A 17069-nucleotide genomic window follows, 5' to 3' on the forward strand; every position below is an offset into this window, starting at 1 on the left:
CTATAATCACCAGCCTTAGGCAGTGAGCGATCCCAAAATCACCGTAGTTCAGGCACTGGATGTGCCTATAATCACCAGTTTTAACGGTAGCGATCCCAGAATCTCCATAGTTCAGGCACTGGATGTACCTATAATCACCAGTGTTTAGCGGTAGCGATCCCAGAATCACCAACATGATGCCAGTAATTACTTATTAATAACCCACTTCGATGTTGACAATCTTAACTATCATAATTTAGAGCTAATCTGATAGGTATTTATATTTGAAACTACAATATTGACCTTGGGTTACTGATTAAATATCGATTACTCTTCACATCAGCAAAAAATGTCATCTTTATCTTCTAAAGAGTTTTTATCAGACTGAATATACATTGTACTTTTTTTCATATATGATCCGTCTAAGATCGCGTCAAAATTAGGGCTAGTTATTGAGTGTACATACCCAAGTTCTAAGTCAATTTCATTCCATTCATATCTACCTTTGGTAGGATATAAGCCACGTAGTAAATTCCAATCGTGTAGTTTTTTTAAGGCATTAGATATTACACTTTTATTACGGCGGTACTCTTCAAAAGGAATGTCGTGTTTATATTCATACGGAATATACAGAGATTTTTTGTTTTCGGTAATTATATACTCAAATGGATTCATGACTAACTTTCTAACCTGACCACTTTTAAATACCCATTCAATTTCAATACAGTTCACTTTCTTAGTTTTAGTGAAGTTGGTATCTTCTGTTCGTCTATATACGTTGACTGCTTTTAGGATTCTACATAGGATTTCATGTAAATCAGCCCTCTGAGGATCTGAGATATTGTTTCGAACCTCTTCTGTATATAAGTCCTCAGTCAAACGTTCTAAAACCTCATCGAAAGTATTTATGTTAAAAGTATCTAATTCTTTTTCAAGAAGCTCTATTTTGTCTTCCTGATCTTCAATCAACTCAGCAAGCGAACCCCTTGCTTTTTTCTTATAACGTTCAATGAGGTCGCTTAATTCAGCCTTCTCTTCAAGAATACGTTCTTGAATTTCAGCTTCTATATTAGTATTGCTAGTAGCGCCAACCTTATTGACGAGATAGAAATCTTTACACACTTCAAGAGTAAGGAATTCCAACATCCGAGTGCTTACGACCTCGCGTTGGTGTTCGCCCTTTGTTGCCAAATTACAAACATAATTCTGTCTTGACGCACCTTTATCAATAAAAACCATTGCACCACCACAAACTCCGCACCTCGCTAACCCTTTGAGTAAGTGAATACTTCCCGTGGTCGTTGCTCTGCCTTTCTTTGGCTCTCTTAGAGCTTTAAGCCTAAGGTAAGTGTTTAAGTCGACAAGCTTAGGGTAATAATCTTTTAATACATGTGTCTTATCTTCTATCCTTAAATGCTTTTCTCCAATTAGCGCCCTCTTCTTCCATAGTTGATCAATAACACCAAGATCCCAAGTAGATGAAGTTTTGACTTTCGTTTTCCTTGTACGCTTATAAGGATAACTTTTGTCTAGATGTTTTTTGATTTTGATGGAACTCCAACCCTGTAGATACAAGTCAATTGCTACTTTGATACCTGTAGCGTTTTGATTGAGTTTATTTGTGGGTTGATCTATCCAACACGGTACTCTTCCTAATGCTCCTTGAGGCTTTTTATCTATGTGCCACTTTTTCAGGGCTTCTTTTTGAGCAGCAATTATACGCCTCGACTTAGTTCTAGATTCTTCGTTAGCACGTTCCATTGTAAACATGGAAAACATGAGATCAGTGGAAAAGTTATCATTACTCGTATCGTACATTTTGTCATCGATGTGTGTATATACACGAACACCGCGATTAATAATACTAAGTAGTTGCGCCATGGCTAGATTCGTGGTTTCTCTTGAAATACGATCGAGAGAGAAGACAACAAGGATACTGCCAGATGCTATTTCACCACTTTCAATTTGAGATAATACAACTCCAAATGCGCCATCCTTGTGCTTACCATGATATGCACTTAACCCCTGATCGACGAAATTCTCATCATGAATAGGAAGGTTATATTTTTGAGATAGGTTTTCGAGAACGCTTCTCTGCTGCTGGGTTTCTAACCCCACACCTTTTAGCTGTTTAGTGGTGCTGACACGAGCGTAATTATAGATTTTAGGGGTAGTTCTCATACTTAAGGGGCTTCACTACAGAATCTAAGCCCTCAACCTTGAGAGCTAAACATAGCTGCATTAAATCACCCAACTCTCCCGAAGGAAACTGTTTTTTATTGGCAAACCACAGTAAGTATTCTTCAGGCAGGTCGATTAACACTCGCCCTGCATATTTCCCAAATGGCATTTGCATTCTAGCGAGTTTAATGAGGTTTTCTTTTTCTAACATAAGTGACAGAGAGTTAAGGTAACTCGTCCAAGGGTAACACTGGTTCTCCCTACTCACCAGCAAATCGCAGTCACGTTTATTTTTGGCGGCCTTGACTCGCTTTATGCTAGAGTACGCGGCATAAAAAATGAGAACGAGAAAGCAATGAAGTCACCTTGTCGAGCTGCATGTAAAAATAACGCCGGAATATGCTCTGGTTGTCACCGAACGATGGATGAAATCATCCAATGGAAAGACAAAACCGATCTCCAACGAGATGCGATTATCGAACAAATCGCAGGAGAAGATTCAACGCACAGTTGTCCTGAGTGCGGGACTCAAGCCCATTGTGATATCGCCGCAGGCAAAGAGACATGCTGGTGCTTTACTATAGAAACCCGTGATTTACCCAAGCCAAGCGCCAACCAGCTGTGTTTGTGCCGAAAATGTCTAGAAAAAAAGCCAGTCGCGTAATACGACTGGCTTACTGATCATCGTTTTCTGACTGGTGTTTATTTAGCGGTTAAAGCGGACGCTTCAAACTTAATGCCTTCCCACCCTGTCACCATAAAATTACGAATATTCTGGTGATCGCTGTTCTCTGGATACTGCAATACATCTTCACGATAAAAACGGCCAAAGCAGGCTAGCGTCGCTTCTTTGTCTAGGTTGTTTAGCAAACCGAAAGCGAAGATCTTACACGAACCGTTGTTCTCGCCTGCATTGTTTTGTGTCTCACCATTTACAAAAGCGGTTGGCTCAAACGTATAGTTATCTTCGATCACCGCCATCGTTGCTTCAAATTCGACCTGCTCTGGTGACGCTGCCAATAAATCTAAAAACGATTTTAATTCCATTATTCCTCTATCCCTACTTCATCATATTGATGACACATTAGTTTCATAAAAAGCCAATATAAGAGTCATCAATCATACATATATTCAGAGCCTTACCAAATCAAACGTCATTCAGCGCTCTATCATTCCAATTGCGGAAATGGACAGCAGCATAAAACCCATGCTGATTGACAACCTATCGGATTGATAAGGAGATATCATGATCACCCCTTTAAAGGCAATCGGTGTACTCGCATTGTCATCACTTGCCATCGCGTGTTCATCACAACCCGAAGATACCGTGGCTTCATTCGCTACACAATGCAAACCTACCACTGCACCCGTTACTGGGGAAACGTCAATTCAAGGTTTAACGTTTATCGGAACATCCGTTGCTGATGATCCATTCGACACATCGGCAGCTGAAATCGTCAGTTATGACGCTTGTACGGATAAACTCTATGTGGTTAATGCTCAAGCAAAACGTGTCGATGTACTTTCTATGGATGATAACGGCGTACCAACGCAAAGCGCATTCATTGATCTCAACAGCGCTGGCGAAGCAGCGGGCATTGAAATTGGCGCAGCAAACAGTGTCGCTGTATTCAATGGTTTGGTAGCAGTTGCGATTGAAAACAGTAATAAACAAGCGAATGGTATTGTTGGCTTGTACCGCTCCGGCGATTTGTCATTAGTCACGACTTTCCCAACAGGCGCATTGCCAGACATGGTTGGCTTCTCAAAAGATGGCCGATACATCGCAACCGCTAATGAAGGAGAACCAAACAGCGATTACAGCATTGACCCTGAAGGTAGTATCACTTTGATCGATCTGAGCCTTGGTGTTACTCAAGCAGAAGTAACACAAATTGGCTTTAACGAATTTGATGGTTCACGAAAAGCAGAGCTCCCAATGAATGTGCGTATTTCGGGGCCAAACGCCACCATCGCACAAGATCTAGAGCCGGAATACCTCACTTTTGCAGATAACGGTAAAATCTATGTCGCGCTACAAGAAAATAACGCCATGGCAATCGTCAATCCAGAGAGCAAATCGGTAGAAAAAATTGTTGGCTTAGGAGAGAAGTCTTGGTCGGGCGCTAAACTCGATGCATCCAACAAAGACAAAATCATTGGGAACTTGAAAAGCTACCCACAACTGGTTGGCTTATTTATGCCTGACACCATCGACAGCTACTCAGTGAATGGGAGTACTTACATCGTATCTGCAAATGAAGGCGACGGGCGTGAGTACAGATTCAAAACCACTCAAGAACTGTGCGACAAAGCTGGCTTTATGTGGGATGAAGACGATTACCTCGGTACAGATGAATACACATCTGAGCAAGGGAGCTGTTTAAGCCATATTGATGAAGTGCGCGGTAAGAAGCTGAAAGTGGCAGCAGAACACCCATTGGCAGAGGCACTAAAAGACAACAAACAACTCGCGCGTTTAAAAGTGATTAAGCCGGAACAAACGCTTTCTGCACAAGAGAATGTTCAATCATTTGGCGCGCGTTCATTCTCGATTTGGGATGAAAACGGCAAGTTGGTCTTCGATAGTGGTGACGATTTCGCGACTATCGCGCTGCTGAATGAAGGCAAGAACTTCAACAGCACCAACGATAACAATAATAGTGGCGATGACCGAAGTGATGATAAAGGCATTGAGCCAGAGGCGATTGAAGTAGCACAAATTAACGGCCGCCATTACGCGTTTATCGGCTTGGAGCGTCAAGGCGGTACAATGATTTATGACATCACAGACCCGAAACAAGCGCAGTTTATACATTACGTCAACCGCCGTGATTACAATCAACCAGTGTGTACAGAAGTCGAAGATGGCGAATGCATGAACGATACATACAATCCAAAAGCAGGCGATTTAGGTCCAGAATCCATTAATTACTTTACCCGTAATGGTGGTCATTTTATCGTCGTTGGCAATGAGGTATCGGGCACGACATCCGTCTTCCGAATCAATCTATAAAGTAATGTAAAAGTCATTTAGAACCAAAACGCCCGACGTAAGCCGGGCGTTTTTTTGTATGAGGTAATGTCCTACTCTGCCGATGCTAGCGCGTCACACTTTGATGCGCAGATAAAATCGTTTTTATGCAGACCTTTGATAGAGTGACTCCACCACGTTACGGTAACCTTACCCCATTCCAACAAAATAGAGGGATGGTGGAACTCATCTTCTGCCAGTTCCGCGATTTTGTTACTGAAAGCCCATGCTTGTTTGAAGTTCTTAAATTTATACACCTTTTCTAGTTGAGGTATATCTTCTCTTTCAATGATCTGCCAATCAGACAATTGCAGAAGCAGAGACTGTTGCTCTTCTTTGCTTAGTGCAATGGCATCGATACTACAAGCTTCGCATTTTTGTTCATTCAACATGAGCAGGTTCCTTTGGTTCAAAAAGTGGAGGAAGCAGTCCAGCTTCAATCGCTAGATCGGCTTGTTTCAATAAATTTAACTGACTGATTTTAAAAAGCTGAGAAAAGTCATCAATCACGTAGTACTTCGGTTGCATGATGTCGATACGATAAGGCGTTCTCAGCACAGTTTGTAATTCAAATGGGTCGCGAATTGCTGCATCACTCTCTAATGCGTAGAGGGTTTCGCCAGGAGATGAAAGAATACCACCACCGTAAATTTTGGTTTTGTCCCCTTCTTTCACCAAACCAAACTCTACGGTAAACCAGTAGAGGCGAGCGAGATAGGCTCTTTGTTTTGGGGTAGCGGCTTGCCCTAGTTGACCATAATGTTCGGTAAATGCAGCAAAATCTGGGTTGGTTAACATCGCACAATGACCAAATATTTCGTGGAAGAAATCTGGCTCCTGTAAGTAATCGAACTCATCTCTTGTACGCAAGAATGTGGCGACTGGAAAGCGCTTATTACCGAGTAGATTAAAAAATCGGTCGAAATCAATAAGCGCGGGAACGGGCTCCACTTGCCAACCTGTTGTCTCCATCAAGACACGATTAATTTCTGGTAACTGAGGAACGCGGTCTTGAGGTAAATCAAGCAGCGTCAAACCGTGTAAATAAGCCTCACAAGCTCTGTTTTGGATCACACCCATTTGTCGTGTTACCAAATCTCGCCAAATGGCGTCTTCTTCACGGCTCCATTCAACCCTGCCTTCCTGGTTTACGGGTTTAGAACGATACTGGGTCATGGCTCATCTCCATTAACAAATCCTTTACATTAAGCCTATCTGTAGTCTTAAGAGCTTCCAATCCCTACGCGACTTTCTCAGCATCATCCCGATGTAACATATTGTTTACAATGCATCGTAACTGCATGATTTTTATGACACGATATAATATCTGGCTTGTTTGACTTTATCGTGTATTCCTCTCAAACTAAAACCTGTTATCACTTTGTTATAGAGGGACCTATGCGCGAGAGCAGCAAAGTATGGCAACCGAGCGAAAGTCGTATCGAAGAAGCCAACATTACACAGTTTATTGAACACATTAATCGACAAGGAAATACCCTTGAAAGCTTCGCTGATCTGCATCAATGGTCACTCGATCATGTAGAAAAATTTTGGCAGGAAGTTTGGCTATTCTGCGACGTCATTGGCACTCCGGGAGAGACCATAAAAGAGCGAGCAGAAAGTCGCTGGCAGCAACCTGTTGAAAATAGGGATATAAAATGGTTCCCAAACGCGCAAATTAACTACGCCGAAAATTTGCTAACCTACGCGTGTCACCAACCCGATGATCTCGCGATTTGGTTTGAAAATGAACGTGAAGAAAAACAGACCTACACCTGGAAACAATTGTGCGAAGAAGTTTCGAGTGTGCAGCAATGGTTGAAAGAATGTGGAATTAAGCAAGGTGATGTCGTCGCTGGTTATTTACCTCACCTACCTCAAACGGTGATAGCCATGCTAGCAACCACCAGTTTAGGGGCGACCTGGACTTCCACCTCACCTGATTTTGGCGTCGAAAGCGTTTTGGAGCGCTTTGGTCAAGTGAAACCCAAAATCCTGTTTACTTGTGATGGCTATACATTCAATGGCAAAACTTTCGATATGTCTGAGAAAAACCAGCATATTGCGGATCATCTTGATGGTCTTAAACAAGTTTGCCAAATTAGCTACCTTAAACCACACATTTTTGAATGCGATGTCTGCACCCAAGATTGGCAAAACGTCCTGAATCAATACACACCCGAAGCGCTGACTTTTACTCGTGTGAATTTTAACGATCCGCTATTTGTTCTTTATTCTTCAGGCACAACAGGCAAACCGAAATGCATCGTTCATTCCGTCGGCGGAACGGTGCTTAATCACTTGAAAGAGCATCAACTGCATTGCGATATTCAACCGAACGAACGCGTGTTTTATTACACGACCTGCGGTTGGATGATGTGGAACTGGCACGTTTCTTCACTCGCGAGCGGTGCATGTTTGGTGATTTTTGATGGTAGCCCTGTTTACCCTACTCATAATGTGCTCTGGGACCTCGCAGAACAAGCCGAAGTGACGCTATTTGGAACCTCAGCAAAATACCTAGAGGCGCTGGAAAAAGCATCTTTTTCTCCGCAGAAAAGTGATGCATTTTCAAGTCTGAAAACCATTTGTTCGACTGGCTCTGTTCTGTATCCAGAACAGTTTGATTATGTCTATCAGCACATTAAAGAAGATGTACACCTCGCCTCGATTTCTGGCGGAACAGACATTTGTGGCTGCTTTGTATTAGGCACCCCTATTTCTCCCGTTTATCGGGGAGAGTGCCAATCAGCAGGGTTAGGGGTCGATGTCCGAGTCTTTAACCCACAAGGTAATAGCTTAATGGGAGAGCGCGGTGAGTTGGTTTGTGCCAATTCATTACCCAACTTCCCTGCTGGCTTTTGGAACGACACCGGTGAGAGATATCATCGCGCTTATTGGGATAAATTCGACAATATTTGGCACCACGGCGATGATGTTGAACAGACCAGCGTTGGGGGATACGTGTTTTATGGTCGAAGTGATACCACGTTGAATCCCGGTGGCGTAAGAATCGGCACGGCCGAAATCTATCAGCAAGTGAACTGTATAGACGGTATTCTAGATTCGATCGCAGTAGGAAAAGAAGTCGATCGCAACGAACAAATATGGCTGTTTGTCCAATTAGTCAAAGGGGTAGAGCTCAATGACGAGATGATCGCTTCCATCAAAGCACAGCTAAAGTCTGCATGTTCTCCAAGGCATGTACCTAGTGCAATTTACGCAATAAGCGATATACCTAAGACACGCTCAGGAAAGCTGGTCGAGTTAGCCGTTAAGCAAGTCGTTAACAACCGAAGCGTCGAAAATTTAGGCGCAATAGCCAACCCTGAAGTGCTGGAGGAGATACGCAGGATAGTCGTCTCAAAATAACCTCCGAAGACTAAGTTGTTCGAGTATGTCCTTGCCTGCACCACGACGCTTGTTTAGAGCAAGTGAAGTTACATATACCCTCAGCAGATAAGAAAAAAGCGAGCTTGTTAGCTCGCTTTTGTCATTTTTTGTTCTTTATTCAGCGGTATTAGCGACGACCAAGCCCCATTAATACCGACATTGTTTTACCATCAGATGTAATGTCAAAAACGTGTTGCGATTCAACTTCAGTAAAGCCTGCTTCTTTCAGTGCACGCTCAGACTTCGCAAGGGTAAAACCGTCTTGTTCACATTCTGCAATCCAATCAAAATGAACAAAATAGCCGCCGTGGTTAAGTAGAGAATGCGAGATCGTTAATGACGCGTCTAAGTCTTCCACGAACGCTAAAACTGATGATGCAACCACCAAGTCGAACTGTCCACGAAACGCAGGGTGCTGAGCGACCAAGCCGCGAGATAGTGCATCTACCACAGGTTCTACGTTGACGAGCTCTTTTTTATCGAGTTCCTCAATCATGGCTTCCGATGCGTCTAATGCTACGATGTCTTTAACCATCGGTGACAATCGTTGACTTAACTGCCCTGTTCCGCATCCAAAATCTAGTACTTTAATGCCATCAAGCTGAGTTAGCTGTTGTAACTGCTCAAACACCGACTGCGCAAATTGCTCTGTTGCTGGATTTGATTCCCAGTTTTTTGCTAAGCCGTCCCAATCTTGTGCCATCGTGGCCTCCATGTTCACTTTTTGTAACCCACATAGATTACCGCAAAACCGTTAAAAGACCATAGACTTATCTGGCGGATTCGCGTTTTTTTCGATAATCTTTCATGGCTTTGGGAGCGCATCTGCATAATACCCAAATTATTTGAATTCATTTATTGGTTGTGTCAAATCATGAACTTAACTCAAGTAGAAGCCTTCTGCACCATCGCTGAGTGTGGTTCTGTTTCTGAAGCGGCAAGGCAACTCGACTGCAATCGCACCAAACTCAGTATGTCGATTAAGGCATTAGAGAAAGATCTCGACGTTGAATTGTTTAACCGAACTGGCAACCAGCTCACCCTCTCTGAAGCTGGTAAAGCCATTTACAAAGATTGCGAACACCTACTTATCATCGCACAACGGGTCAGAAAGACCTGCGCTCAAATCTCGGAAGGGTTTAACGCGGAAGTTTGGGTAGCACGTGACGACTCCTTACCTGATGATCTCTGGCAAGAATTATCTCATACATTGAATAACCGCTTTCCTTCAACAACCTTCAACTTAATCTTGGCATCCAGTGGCGACTTAGCCAACTTGGTCAGTACCCACCAAGTAGATTTTGCTTTCGGCGTTGATTATGAGCGAGTAGACGATCCTCGTATCGTATATAACCCTTTAGGTAAGATACGTATGATGTCAGTATGCAGTGTAGAACACCGCCTAAGTAAGATGCGCCGTGTCTCAGACGAAGATCTACGTAGTCAGATGCAAGCACTAATGGTGTACCTAAATGAGAAAGACAACCCTGAACTGCAACCTTTCTCGACTCGATATATTGGTTTTTCGAGTTTTGACTACATGCTGAACACCATCTTAGAAGAAGACGCTTGGGGCGTGCTTCCTGAACCATTAATCCGCCATTACCTTCGTCAGCAGAAGCTCGCCGTTATCAAACACACATACGGCTTGACGCAAGAAGACTACTGTATGTTTTCACCTAACGGCCATACTGAGCATCCAGCAATGACGTGGTTAGCAGATAAATTGAGCGAGTATTTATTTGACTTCTAAACATTTTATCAGTGAGCGTCAATTTTACTGACACCAAGAAATCATAGTAAGCCATTGTTTTATAAGAACATAAATAAAAACGCAATTTTTTAGATTAGTTACTGGTCACTTTGTGGTTGCCTAAATTACCTTATGAGCGAAGAATAGTAAGGTATTAAAATTCAAAGGCATCTTTTATGTGTGACAGGACAAGCAAAAACGAAAACCGTATTCTAACCATTTCAGCCCTTTTGGCATCTGGGTTCGCTGCTGGTGGTATGGTACTTGGCTTGCTTGTAGGCTCAATTGTAATCGTTTTTGACGGTGTTTACTCTTTGGTCAGCTTACTGTTAACTTTATTGTCACTGGCCGCTTCTTACTATATTAACAAGCCTTCAAAATCTGTATTCCCATTTGGAAAAGCGGTCTTAGAACCAATCGTTATTGCGATAAAAGCAGCCGTCATTTTAGTGGTTGTAAGCTTCTCTCTCTACTCTGCGATATCAGCATTGATGTCTGGAGGTCGCCAGGTCGATGCTTCTATTGCGACCTTATTCGGCATCGTGAATGTTATCGGTTGTGGTTACGCTTGGTGGTTTATGGCGAAACGCAGCCGCCGCTTCTCATCAGGCTTGATTGAAGCGGAGAAAAAACAGTGGCAAATGGATACTTTGTTGAGTGTGGCGGTGACCGTAGGATTTATCTCGGCTTGGGCTGTTTCACTAACGCCATTCTCTGAGTATGCGGTATATGCCGACCCCATGATGATGGTTTTAATGGGCTTTTATTTCCTCAAAGTACCGTTCGATATGCTAGTAGGTGCCTTACGTGAACTACTAATGATGGCACCAAGCAAAGAGCTGTGTCAGAGCGTTGGCAAAGATGTTCTTGAGATTGAAAAAGTAACTGAGCATCAATTGAAACTGGCTGGCGTAACGAAGGTGGGCCAAGAGCTACGAGTAAATGTGGACGTACATATTGATGACGACACATTGGAGCTTGATACACTAGAGCACACTCGTAAGCAGCTTATCAAGCGACTGTCGAAGCACAGATTCAAGCTTCAACTACACTTGAACGTCGCTTATTAGAGTGCCACCAAAGAGCCGTTAAAACTCAATAAAAAGCTCCCAATCTCGGGAGCTTTTTTAATTTTTTCGATTTAGTTTCTTCGTATTCGAATACAGCTCGCAAGGGAGATCTGTTCGTTGCTCACTTAAATTCTCTGATCTCGTTGGTAACTTACCCAGCCGCTTCGCGCTTCTCTTTGGTGACTAACCAACACATCAGCGAGCCCACTGTTACCATCACAACGCCCTGCCAAAAGCTATGGCTCAGAGTTACGCCAAGAATAATGGAAGAAAATAAAGCGGAAAAAATGGGTGTGAAGTAAGACAAGGTGGCGAGAAAAACCATATTGCCGCCAACGATCGCGATATTCCATAAACCATAACCACCAGCCATTAAAGCCGCAGAGGCCACTAAGTACCCCATCGCTTCCCAACTGAATGTCATTGGTGGCTCATCCGTAAACGCGTATTTGACCCAAAGCGAAACAGCTGTTGCAATAAAAAACAGGGTAATCGCATTATGTTTAGATTGCTGCCTTTGGGTTAAGTTGCAATAAAAAGCCCATATAACCGCGCCAGCGAAAGCCATAAAATACACCAGAGGGTTACTACTAACATTGGACATGATCTGAGTTATGGATAAGCCATTCTCACCGCTCACAGTCCAAGCAACCCCAACAAACGCCAGCGTAACTGCGGGATAAAGCAACCAGTTTGTTTTTTTATTGCTGCCAAGGACCGCAAATAAAACCGTCAGTGCGGGCCAAAGGTAATTGACAATCGACACCTCAATTGCCTGCGCGCGCGAGTTGGAATATCCCAAAGATAGAGCGAGAAATATTTCATAACAGACGAACATCGCACCACCAAGCGCAAGATACTTGGGAGAAAAGTAAGACAACTTTGGAATACCGACCACGATAAGAAGGAAAACAGAGCTAAGAGAGTACAACATGGCTGCCCCGCCTACAGGACCTAAACTCTCCGTAACCAACCTCGCGATGCCAAGCAGACAACTCCAAGAGAGAATCGCGATACAACCATAAAGTGTGAAACGAAATTGCACTGATTTCATGTGACCTACCACTCACGAATGCCAAAGGAAACGTCAGCTTAACTCAAAAACGATCAGGTTCAACGTACTGTTTTATAAAAATCAGTATAAAAATCATTCTATTAAGCCGTTGGAGTCGATATGAAACATTTTCTGCCCTCTAGTGTTATGCTTACACCCTTTGTTGTGCGCTACTATGATGAAGATGACAACGAGAGTGAAAACGTTAAAACACATTCGGAAACGCATGGTCTAGATAGCGAAGAGCAATCTAAGGAACGTTCAGAGTAAAGGAATCCAAACATGAAAAAAGTCGCAGTCATTTTAAGTGGTTCAGGCGTTTACGACGGTTCTGAGATCCACGAAGCAGTGTTGGCGCTCTACGCCATCGAGAAGGCAGGTGCAACTTGGCACTGCTTTGCACCTAACATTGACCAACTCCACGTCATCAATCACCTAACTGGTGACGAAATGGATGAAACACGTAACGTATTGATCGAATCAGCTCGTATTGCACGCGGAAATATTGACGATGTCGCCAAACTTAACGTCGATGAATACGATGCCCTACTGCTTCCAGGTGGGTTTGGTGCCGCGAAAAACTTAACCGACTTCGCTGTTTCGGGTGCGGAGTGCTCCATTAATACACACGTAGCTCAAGCTTGTCGCGCGTTTGCTAATGCGGAAAAACCAGCTGGCTATCTGTGTATTTCTCCTGTCATTATTCCGATGATTTATGAGCAAGGCGTGAAAGGAACGGTAGGCAACGATGAGGCAGTCTCAATAGCATTTAATCAAATGGGCGGTGAACACACCACGTGCCCTGTCGAAGACATCGTTTTTGATGAAAAACACCTCGTACTTTCAACCCCTGCTTACATGTTGGCAGAGAATATCTCTCAAGCGGCTTCAGGTATCGAAAAGTTAGTATCAAAACTGATTAAAATAGCTTAATTATTAGTAGTTAGCTTATAAAACACTTCCCTATCCCCATTGATAATTAAGTTATTAATGGGGATTTTTTATACTTTAGTCGAATTTAGAGATATATCCGCGTCAGAAGTCAATTTCCGCCAATCGTTTGCGTCCATAGTTTTATATTTGTTCTACTTTATATCAGTGTTGCACTTATACGCAGTGCAACAAGATCACTGTCACAGTTTTTCTCTTGCAAGTACCTCTAAGTAGGTAAACTTGCTTCAGATCAACTTCAATCTGGAAACGAATGTGCGACAGTAAATGGCAAATTAAGAAAGATTATTAAAAATAACGACGGAGCTATCCAATATGACAAGTGCATTTTTTATCCCTACGGTAAACCTAATGGGCGCTGGTTGTTTGAAAGACGCAGCAGACAGCATCCAATCTCAAGGCTTTAAAAAAGGTTTGATCGTTACGGATAAGATCCTTAACCAAATCGGTGTAGTCAAACAAGTTCAAGACCTTCTCACTGAGCGCGATGTAGCAACCGTTGTGTTTGATGGTACTCAACCAAATCCGACTATCAGCAACGTTAACGACGGCTTAGCACTTCTTACTGATAACGAATGTGACTTCGTTGTCTCTCTAGGTGGTGGTTCACCACACGACTGTGCGAAAGGTATCGCGCTTGTTGCTTCTAACGGCGGCAAAATCGCAGATTACGAAGGCGTAGACCAGTCTGCAAAACCAATGATGCCACTTATCGCAATCAACACGACGGCAGGTACTGCATCTGAAATGACGCGTTTCTGCATCATCACTGACGAAGAGCGTCACATCAAGATGGCTATCGTTGATAAGCACACAACACCGCTTATCTCGGTAAACGATCCAGAGCTAATGCTCGCTAAACCTGCTTCGCTAACTGCGGCAACAGGTATGGATGCCCTAACTCACGCGATTGAAGCTTACGTATCTATCGCGGCAACACCAATCACTGATGCAGTAGCAATCAAAGCGATTGAGCTTATCCAAGCTTACCTACGCACAGCAGTGAAAAACGGTGAAGATCTAGAAGCTCGTGAACAAATGGCATACGCACAGTTCATGGCGGGTATGGCGTTCAACAACGCTTCTCTAGGTTACGTACACGCAATGGCACACCAGCTAGGTGGTTTCTACGACCTTCCACACGGTGTTTGTAACGCGATTCTTCTACCTCACGTACAGCGTTACAACGCGCAAGTATGTCCTGAGCGTCTACGTGACGTAGCAAAAGCAATGGGCGTAAACGTAGAAGGCATGTCTGCTGAAGAAGGTGCAGCGGCAGCAATCGACGCTATCGTTACTCTAGCGAAAGATGTGGGTATCCCAGCAGGTATTAAAGAGCTTGGTGCGAAACTAGAAGACATCCCAACACTAGCAGACAACGCACTGAAAGACGCTTGTGGTTTCACTAACCCTAAACAAGCAACTCACGAAGAAATTTCTAAGATCTTCGAAGAAGCGATGTAATCTCGCTAACTAAACAATTCTCTAGCCTTAATTCAATCCCCGATCTCGTATCGGGGATTTTTTACATTCATATACAAGTGAATCTCTGCCAAACATAGTCTTTTAGTGTTAGCTTTTAAGTATTAACACGATTCATATTGGAAGGAACCATGAGAACGATTGCTGCTACCCTACTCGCTTGTTTATCCTGTTCTGCCAACACTGCCGAATACCGCGCCAACGAAGTGGCGAGTGGATTTCAGATCCCTTGGGGGATCGAGTTCTTAGATAATCAACGCGTTATCGTCAATCAAAAGAACGGTACGGTTTCGTTGCTGGATATCACCACAGGCAAACCTCAAAAGCTGTTTAACGTTCCCGATGTGAACACCAGTGGACAAGCCGGCTTATTGGATGTTGCGCTCGCACCGAATGCCGATAAGCAAAACCCGCAACTCTTCTTTACCTACAGCAAGCGTACGAGCAAAGGCAATACGGTGGCGTTAGCGACGGCGCAATTGCAAAACAATCAGCTTGTAGGTTGGAAAGATCTCTTTGTTGCTGATGCCTTCACCGATACAGGTCGCCACTACGGCAGTCGAATTTCATTTGTAGACGATAAAGTTTACTTCTCAATCGGTGACCGTGGCGAACGTGATAATGGACAAGACACTCAAACCCATGCTGGCAGTATTCTACGCCTTAACCTTGATGGTTCGGTTCCGCAAGACAACCCATTCAAACCTTCCGAAGCTCGTCATGAGATATGGAGTTACGGGCACCGTAACCCACAAGGTATGTTTTACGACGAAGCAACAAAACAGCTGTGGTCGATTGAACATGGACCACGGGGTGGCGATGAAATTAATCTAATCAAGAAAGGCGCGAACTACGGCTGGGCAAAAGTCTCTCATGGTAAAGAGTATTGGGGTCCGTTGGACGTCGGGGAAGCTAAGTCGTTACCGGGAATGGAAGATCCAAAACTGGTATACATCCCTTCTATCGCACCAAGTAACATGATTTTGTACCGTGGCGATAAGTACCCTGAATTGGACGGAAAAATCCTCGCCGGTGCATTGAAACTGGCGCACATCAACGTAGTTTCTATTGAGAATGGCAAGCTCACCGAATCAAAAAGATTGATGGAGAATCTTGGTGAGCGAGTAAGAGATATAACCATCAGCCCCGATGGTTATATCTACTTTTCTACCGACAGCGGCAAAATCTTTCGTCTTGAGGAGAAATAGTTTTCTCTTAAGAGCTAGTCAGACAAAGCTAGCTCTTTAAACTCACTGCCACCGTTTCATTGTCAAAGTCGAGCGTCATGGTCGAGCCCAATGGAACGGTGAGCATTGGGTGGGTATGACAGCTGTCAAAGTCATACAAAATTGGCAGTGGTTGACCGTTAAGTACTTCTAATAACACGTCTATAGGTGCTCGTCCGGTGCCTTTATCGTTGAACTTTTCATGCTTGCCAAGAACAACTGCACTGACTTTTTCAAACACGCCAGAAAGCTTGAGCAGCGCAAAAGAGCGTTCGACCGTTTCAATACCCTGCAAGCAATCTTCCACCAGCAAAATATCGCCTTGTTCGATACTCGGCATAAACTTGCTTGCCCAGATGCCTGTCATGGTATTGAGGTTGCCGCCAATCAAGCGTCCGGTGATCTTGCCTTCGCCTTTAAAGTGCCACTGGTTCGCTAGCGTGTGCTTTGCGCGGTCTTGCTCGCCCCACTCTATCCATTCATCTGTCCAACCTTGAGGCATTGTGTATTGATGCGCCAATCCATCTAACGTATTCACAATCGACTCAAACGAAGCGAAGGTCTCGTCCACCAGTGGCGGGAATTCACCCAGAGATGCCACTAAAGCGGGACCATAGAAAGTAACGATGCCGGTTTGTGCATAAATGCCCATGAGTAGAGCCGTCACATCCGAATAGCCAACAATGATCTTGGGATCTTTCTTCAATGCCTCGTAATCAATGTAAGGCAGCAATGAGTTACTGTTGTAACCGCCAATGGTCGACATAATACAGCGCACTTCAGGATCACGAATCAGCGTATTCAATTCTTCTACTCGCTCTTGAATCGAACCCGAGCGATATTGGTCAGTTTTGCCCGTTAAGATACCTCTTAGTATCAAGTTTGAAGTGCGACACTTAGAGTAGCTGCTCATAAATATACTCTGTTGGTGTCTTGTAACCAAGCC

At 43.7% G+C, this 17069-nt stretch carries 17 protein-coding genes; 9 read left to right on the forward strand and 8 right to left on the reverse strand.

Going from position 1 to position 17069, the window contains the following annotated elements:
- Window positions 1–318: 318 nt before the first annotated feature.
- Together R7O12_RS18320 and R7O12_RS18325 are read right to left on the reverse strand one after the other, a co-directional pair.
- On the reverse strand, window positions 319–2160 hold the full coding sequence (locus R7O12_RS18320) for a recombinase family protein (RefSeq protein ID WP_050550465.1): 1842 nt from the start codon (window positions 2158–2160) through the stop codon (window positions 319–321).
- A complete protein-coding gene (locus R7O12_RS18325) occupies window positions 2144–2371 on the reverse strand; it encodes a DUF3820 family protein (protein ID WP_029812086.1) in 228 nt (75 codons plus the stop codon). The genes R7O12_RS18320 and R7O12_RS18325 overlap by 17 nt, the downstream gene beginning before the upstream one ends.
- 144 nt (window positions 2372–2515) lie before the next feature.
- Here R7O12_RS18325 and R7O12_RS18330 point away from each other — a divergent pair, with 144 nt between their 5' ends.
- Complete coding sequence (locus R7O12_RS18330) at window positions 2516–2824, forward strand: cysteine-rich CWC family protein (protein ID WP_080276966.1); 309 nt, start codon at window positions 2516–2518, stop codon at window positions 2822–2824.
- Between the two features lie 38 nt (window positions 2825–2862).
- Here the strand turns inward: R7O12_RS18330 and R7O12_RS18335 are convergent, their stop codons facing one another.
- Entirely contained in the window at window positions 2863–3207 is a 345-nt protein-coding gene (locus R7O12_RS18335) for a HopJ type III effector protein (protein ID WP_017634382.1), read from the reverse strand.
- Window positions 3208–3406: 199 nt separating this feature from the next.
- Here R7O12_RS18335 and R7O12_RS18340 point away from each other — a divergent pair, with 199 nt between their 5' ends.
- Window positions 3407–5176, forward strand: coding sequence for a choice-of-anchor I family protein (locus tag R7O12_RS18340; protein WP_318126219.1), 1770 nt, complete (start codon window positions 3407–3409; stop codon window positions 5174–5176).
- 71 nt (window positions 5177–5247) lie between these two features.
- On the opposite strand, the gene R7O12_RS18345 is transcribed toward R7O12_RS18340, so the two are convergent.
- Complete coding sequence (locus tag R7O12_RS18345) at window positions 5248–5586, reverse strand: 4a-hydroxytetrahydrobiopterin dehydratase (RefSeq protein WP_005375563.1); 339 nt, start codon at window positions 5584–5586, stop codon at window positions 5248–5250.
- The gene (phhA, locus tag R7O12_RS18350; RefSeq protein WP_005375564.1) at window positions 5576–6370 is read right to left on the reverse strand and encodes a phenylalanine 4-monooxygenase; all 795 of its coding nucleotides are present in this window, start codon (window positions 6368–6370) and stop codon (window positions 5576–5578) included. Before phhA ends, R7O12_RS18345 begins: the two co-directional genes overlap by 11 nt.
- 222 nt (window positions 6371–6592) lie before the next feature.
- On the opposite strand from phhA, the gene R7O12_RS18355 reads away from it, so the two are divergent.
- Window positions 6593–8566: an acetoacetate--CoA ligase gene (locus R7O12_RS18355; protein WP_318126221.1), complete on the forward strand. Its 1974-nt coding sequence runs from the start codon at window positions 6593–6595 to the stop codon at window positions 8564–8566.
- 148 nt (window positions 8567–8714) lie between these two features.
- Here R7O12_RS18355 and R7O12_RS18360 read toward each other — a convergent pair whose 3' ends face one another.
- Window positions 8715–9290, reverse strand: coding sequence for a class I SAM-dependent DNA methyltransferase (locus R7O12_RS18360; RefSeq protein WP_017821100.1), 576 nt, complete (start codon window positions 9288–9290; stop codon window positions 8715–8717).
- Window positions 9291–9461: 171 nt separating this feature from the next.
- Here R7O12_RS18360 and R7O12_RS18365 point away from each other — a divergent pair, with 171 nt between their 5' ends.
- Entirely contained in the window at window positions 9462–10340 is an 879-nt protein-coding gene (locus tag R7O12_RS18365; protein WP_005375568.1) for a LysR family transcriptional regulator, read from the forward strand.
- Window positions 10341–10516: 176 nt separating this feature from the next.
- Window positions 10517–11410, forward strand: coding sequence for a cation diffusion facilitator family transporter (locus R7O12_RS18370; RefSeq protein WP_318079865.1), 894 nt, complete (start codon window positions 10517–10519; stop codon window positions 11408–11410).
- 151 nt (window positions 11411–11561) lie between these two features.
- Here the strand turns inward: R7O12_RS18370 and yddG are convergent, their stop codons facing one another.
- The gene (gene yddG / locus R7O12_RS18375) at window positions 11562–12464 is read right to left on the reverse strand and encodes an aromatic amino acid DMT transporter YddG (protein WP_005389394.1); all 903 of its coding nucleotides are present in this window, start codon (window positions 12462–12464) and stop codon (window positions 11562–11564) included.
- A 120-nt stretch (window positions 12465–12584) separates the two neighbouring features.
- On the opposite strand from yddG, the gene R7O12_RS18380 reads away from it, so the two are divergent.
- The 4 genes from R7O12_RS18380 (at window position 12585) to R7O12_RS18395 (ending at window position 16105) form a co-directional block, all read left to right on the forward strand.
- Window positions 12585–12734, forward strand: coding sequence for a hypothetical protein (locus R7O12_RS18380; protein WP_017634379.1), 150 nt, complete (start codon window positions 12585–12587; stop codon window positions 12732–12734).
- Window positions 12735–12746: 12 nt separating this feature from the next.
- Complete coding sequence (elbB, locus tag R7O12_RS18385) at window positions 12747–13397, forward strand: isoprenoid biosynthesis glyoxalase ElbB (protein ID WP_269334234.1); 651 nt, start codon at window positions 12747–12749, stop codon at window positions 13395–13397.
- Window positions 13398–13730: 333 nt separating this feature from the next.
- A complete protein-coding gene (gene yiaY / locus R7O12_RS18390) occupies window positions 13731–14879 on the forward strand; it encodes an L-threonine dehydrogenase (protein ID WP_005375581.1) in 1149 nt (382 codons plus the stop codon).
- A 149-nt stretch (window positions 14880–15028) separates the two neighbouring features.
- Entirely contained in the window at window positions 15029–16105 is a 1077-nt protein-coding gene (locus tag R7O12_RS18395; protein WP_318126222.1) for a PQQ-dependent sugar dehydrogenase, read from the forward strand.
- A 28-nt stretch (window positions 16106–16133) separates the two neighbouring features.
- On the opposite strand, the gene R7O12_RS18400 is transcribed toward R7O12_RS18395, so the two are convergent.
- Window positions 16134–17069: S66 peptidase family protein (locus R7O12_RS18400; protein WP_411913086.1), on the reverse strand; the 936-nt coding region annotated here is incomplete at its 5' end.

This window comes from Vibrio sp. Vb1574 (assembly GCF_033338675.1).

Excerpts from the sequence above, each read along its gene's own strand:
- R7O12_RS18335 (WP_017634382.1), bottom strand. The coding sequence starts at position 3,207 with ATGGAATTAAAATCGTTTTTAGATTTATTGGCAGCGTCACCAGAGCAG.
- R7O12_RS18395 (WP_318126222.1), top strand. The coding sequence starts at position 15,029 with ATGAGAACGATTGCTGCTACCCTACTCGCTTGTTTATCCTGTTCTGCC.
- R7O12_RS18370 (WP_318079865.1), top strand. The coding sequence starts at position 10,517 with ATGTGTGACAGGACAAGCAAAAACGAAAACCGTATTCTAACCATTTCA.
- R7O12_RS18330 (WP_080276966.1), top strand. The coding sequence starts at position 2,516 with ATGAAGTCACCTTGTCGAGCTGCATGTAAAAATAACGCCGGAATATGC.
- R7O12_RS18320 (WP_050550465.1), bottom strand. The coding sequence starts at position 2,160 with ATGAGAACTACCCCTAAAATCTATAATTACGCTCGTGTCAGCACCACT.
- R7O12_RS18355 (WP_318126221.1), top strand. The coding sequence starts at position 6,593 with ATGCGCGAGAGCAGCAAAGTATGGCAACCGAGCGAAAGTCGTATCGAA.
- R7O12_RS18340 (WP_318126219.1), top strand. The coding sequence starts at position 3,407 with ATGATCACCCCTTTAAAGGCAATCGGTGTACTCGCATTGTCATCACTT.
- R7O12_RS18365 (WP_005375568.1), top strand. The coding sequence starts at position 9,462 with ATGAACTTAACTCAAGTAGAAGCCTTCTGCACCATCGCTGAGTGTGGT.
- R7O12_RS18345 (WP_005375563.1), bottom strand. The coding sequence starts at position 5,586 with ATGTTGAATGAACAAAAATGCGAAGCTTGTAGTATCGATGCCATTGCA.
- elbB (WP_269334234.1), top strand. The coding sequence starts at position 12,747 with ATGAAAAAAGTCGCAGTCATTTTAAGTGGTTCAGGCGTTTACGACGGT.
- R7O12_RS18380 (WP_017634379.1), top strand. The coding sequence starts at position 12,585 with ATGAAACATTTTCTGCCCTCTAGTGTTATGCTTACACCCTTTGTTGTG.
- phhA (WP_005375564.1), bottom strand. The coding sequence starts at position 6,370 with ATGACCCAGTATCGTTCTAAACCCGTAAACCAGGAAGGCAGGGTTGAA.
- R7O12_RS18360 (WP_017821100.1), bottom strand. The coding sequence starts at position 9,290 with ATGGCACAAGATTGGGACGGCTTAGCAAAAAACTGGGAATCAAATCCA.
- yiaY (WP_005375581.1), top strand. The coding sequence starts at position 13,731 with ATGACAAGTGCATTTTTTATCCCTACGGTAAACCTAATGGGCGCTGGT.
- R7O12_RS18325 (WP_029812086.1), bottom strand. The coding sequence starts at position 2,371 with ATGTTAGAAAAAGAAAACCTCATTAAACTCGCTAGAATGCAAATGCCA.
- yddG (WP_005389394.1), bottom strand. The coding sequence starts at position 12,464 with ATGAAATCAGTGCAATTTCGTTTCACACTTTATGGTTGTATCGCGATT.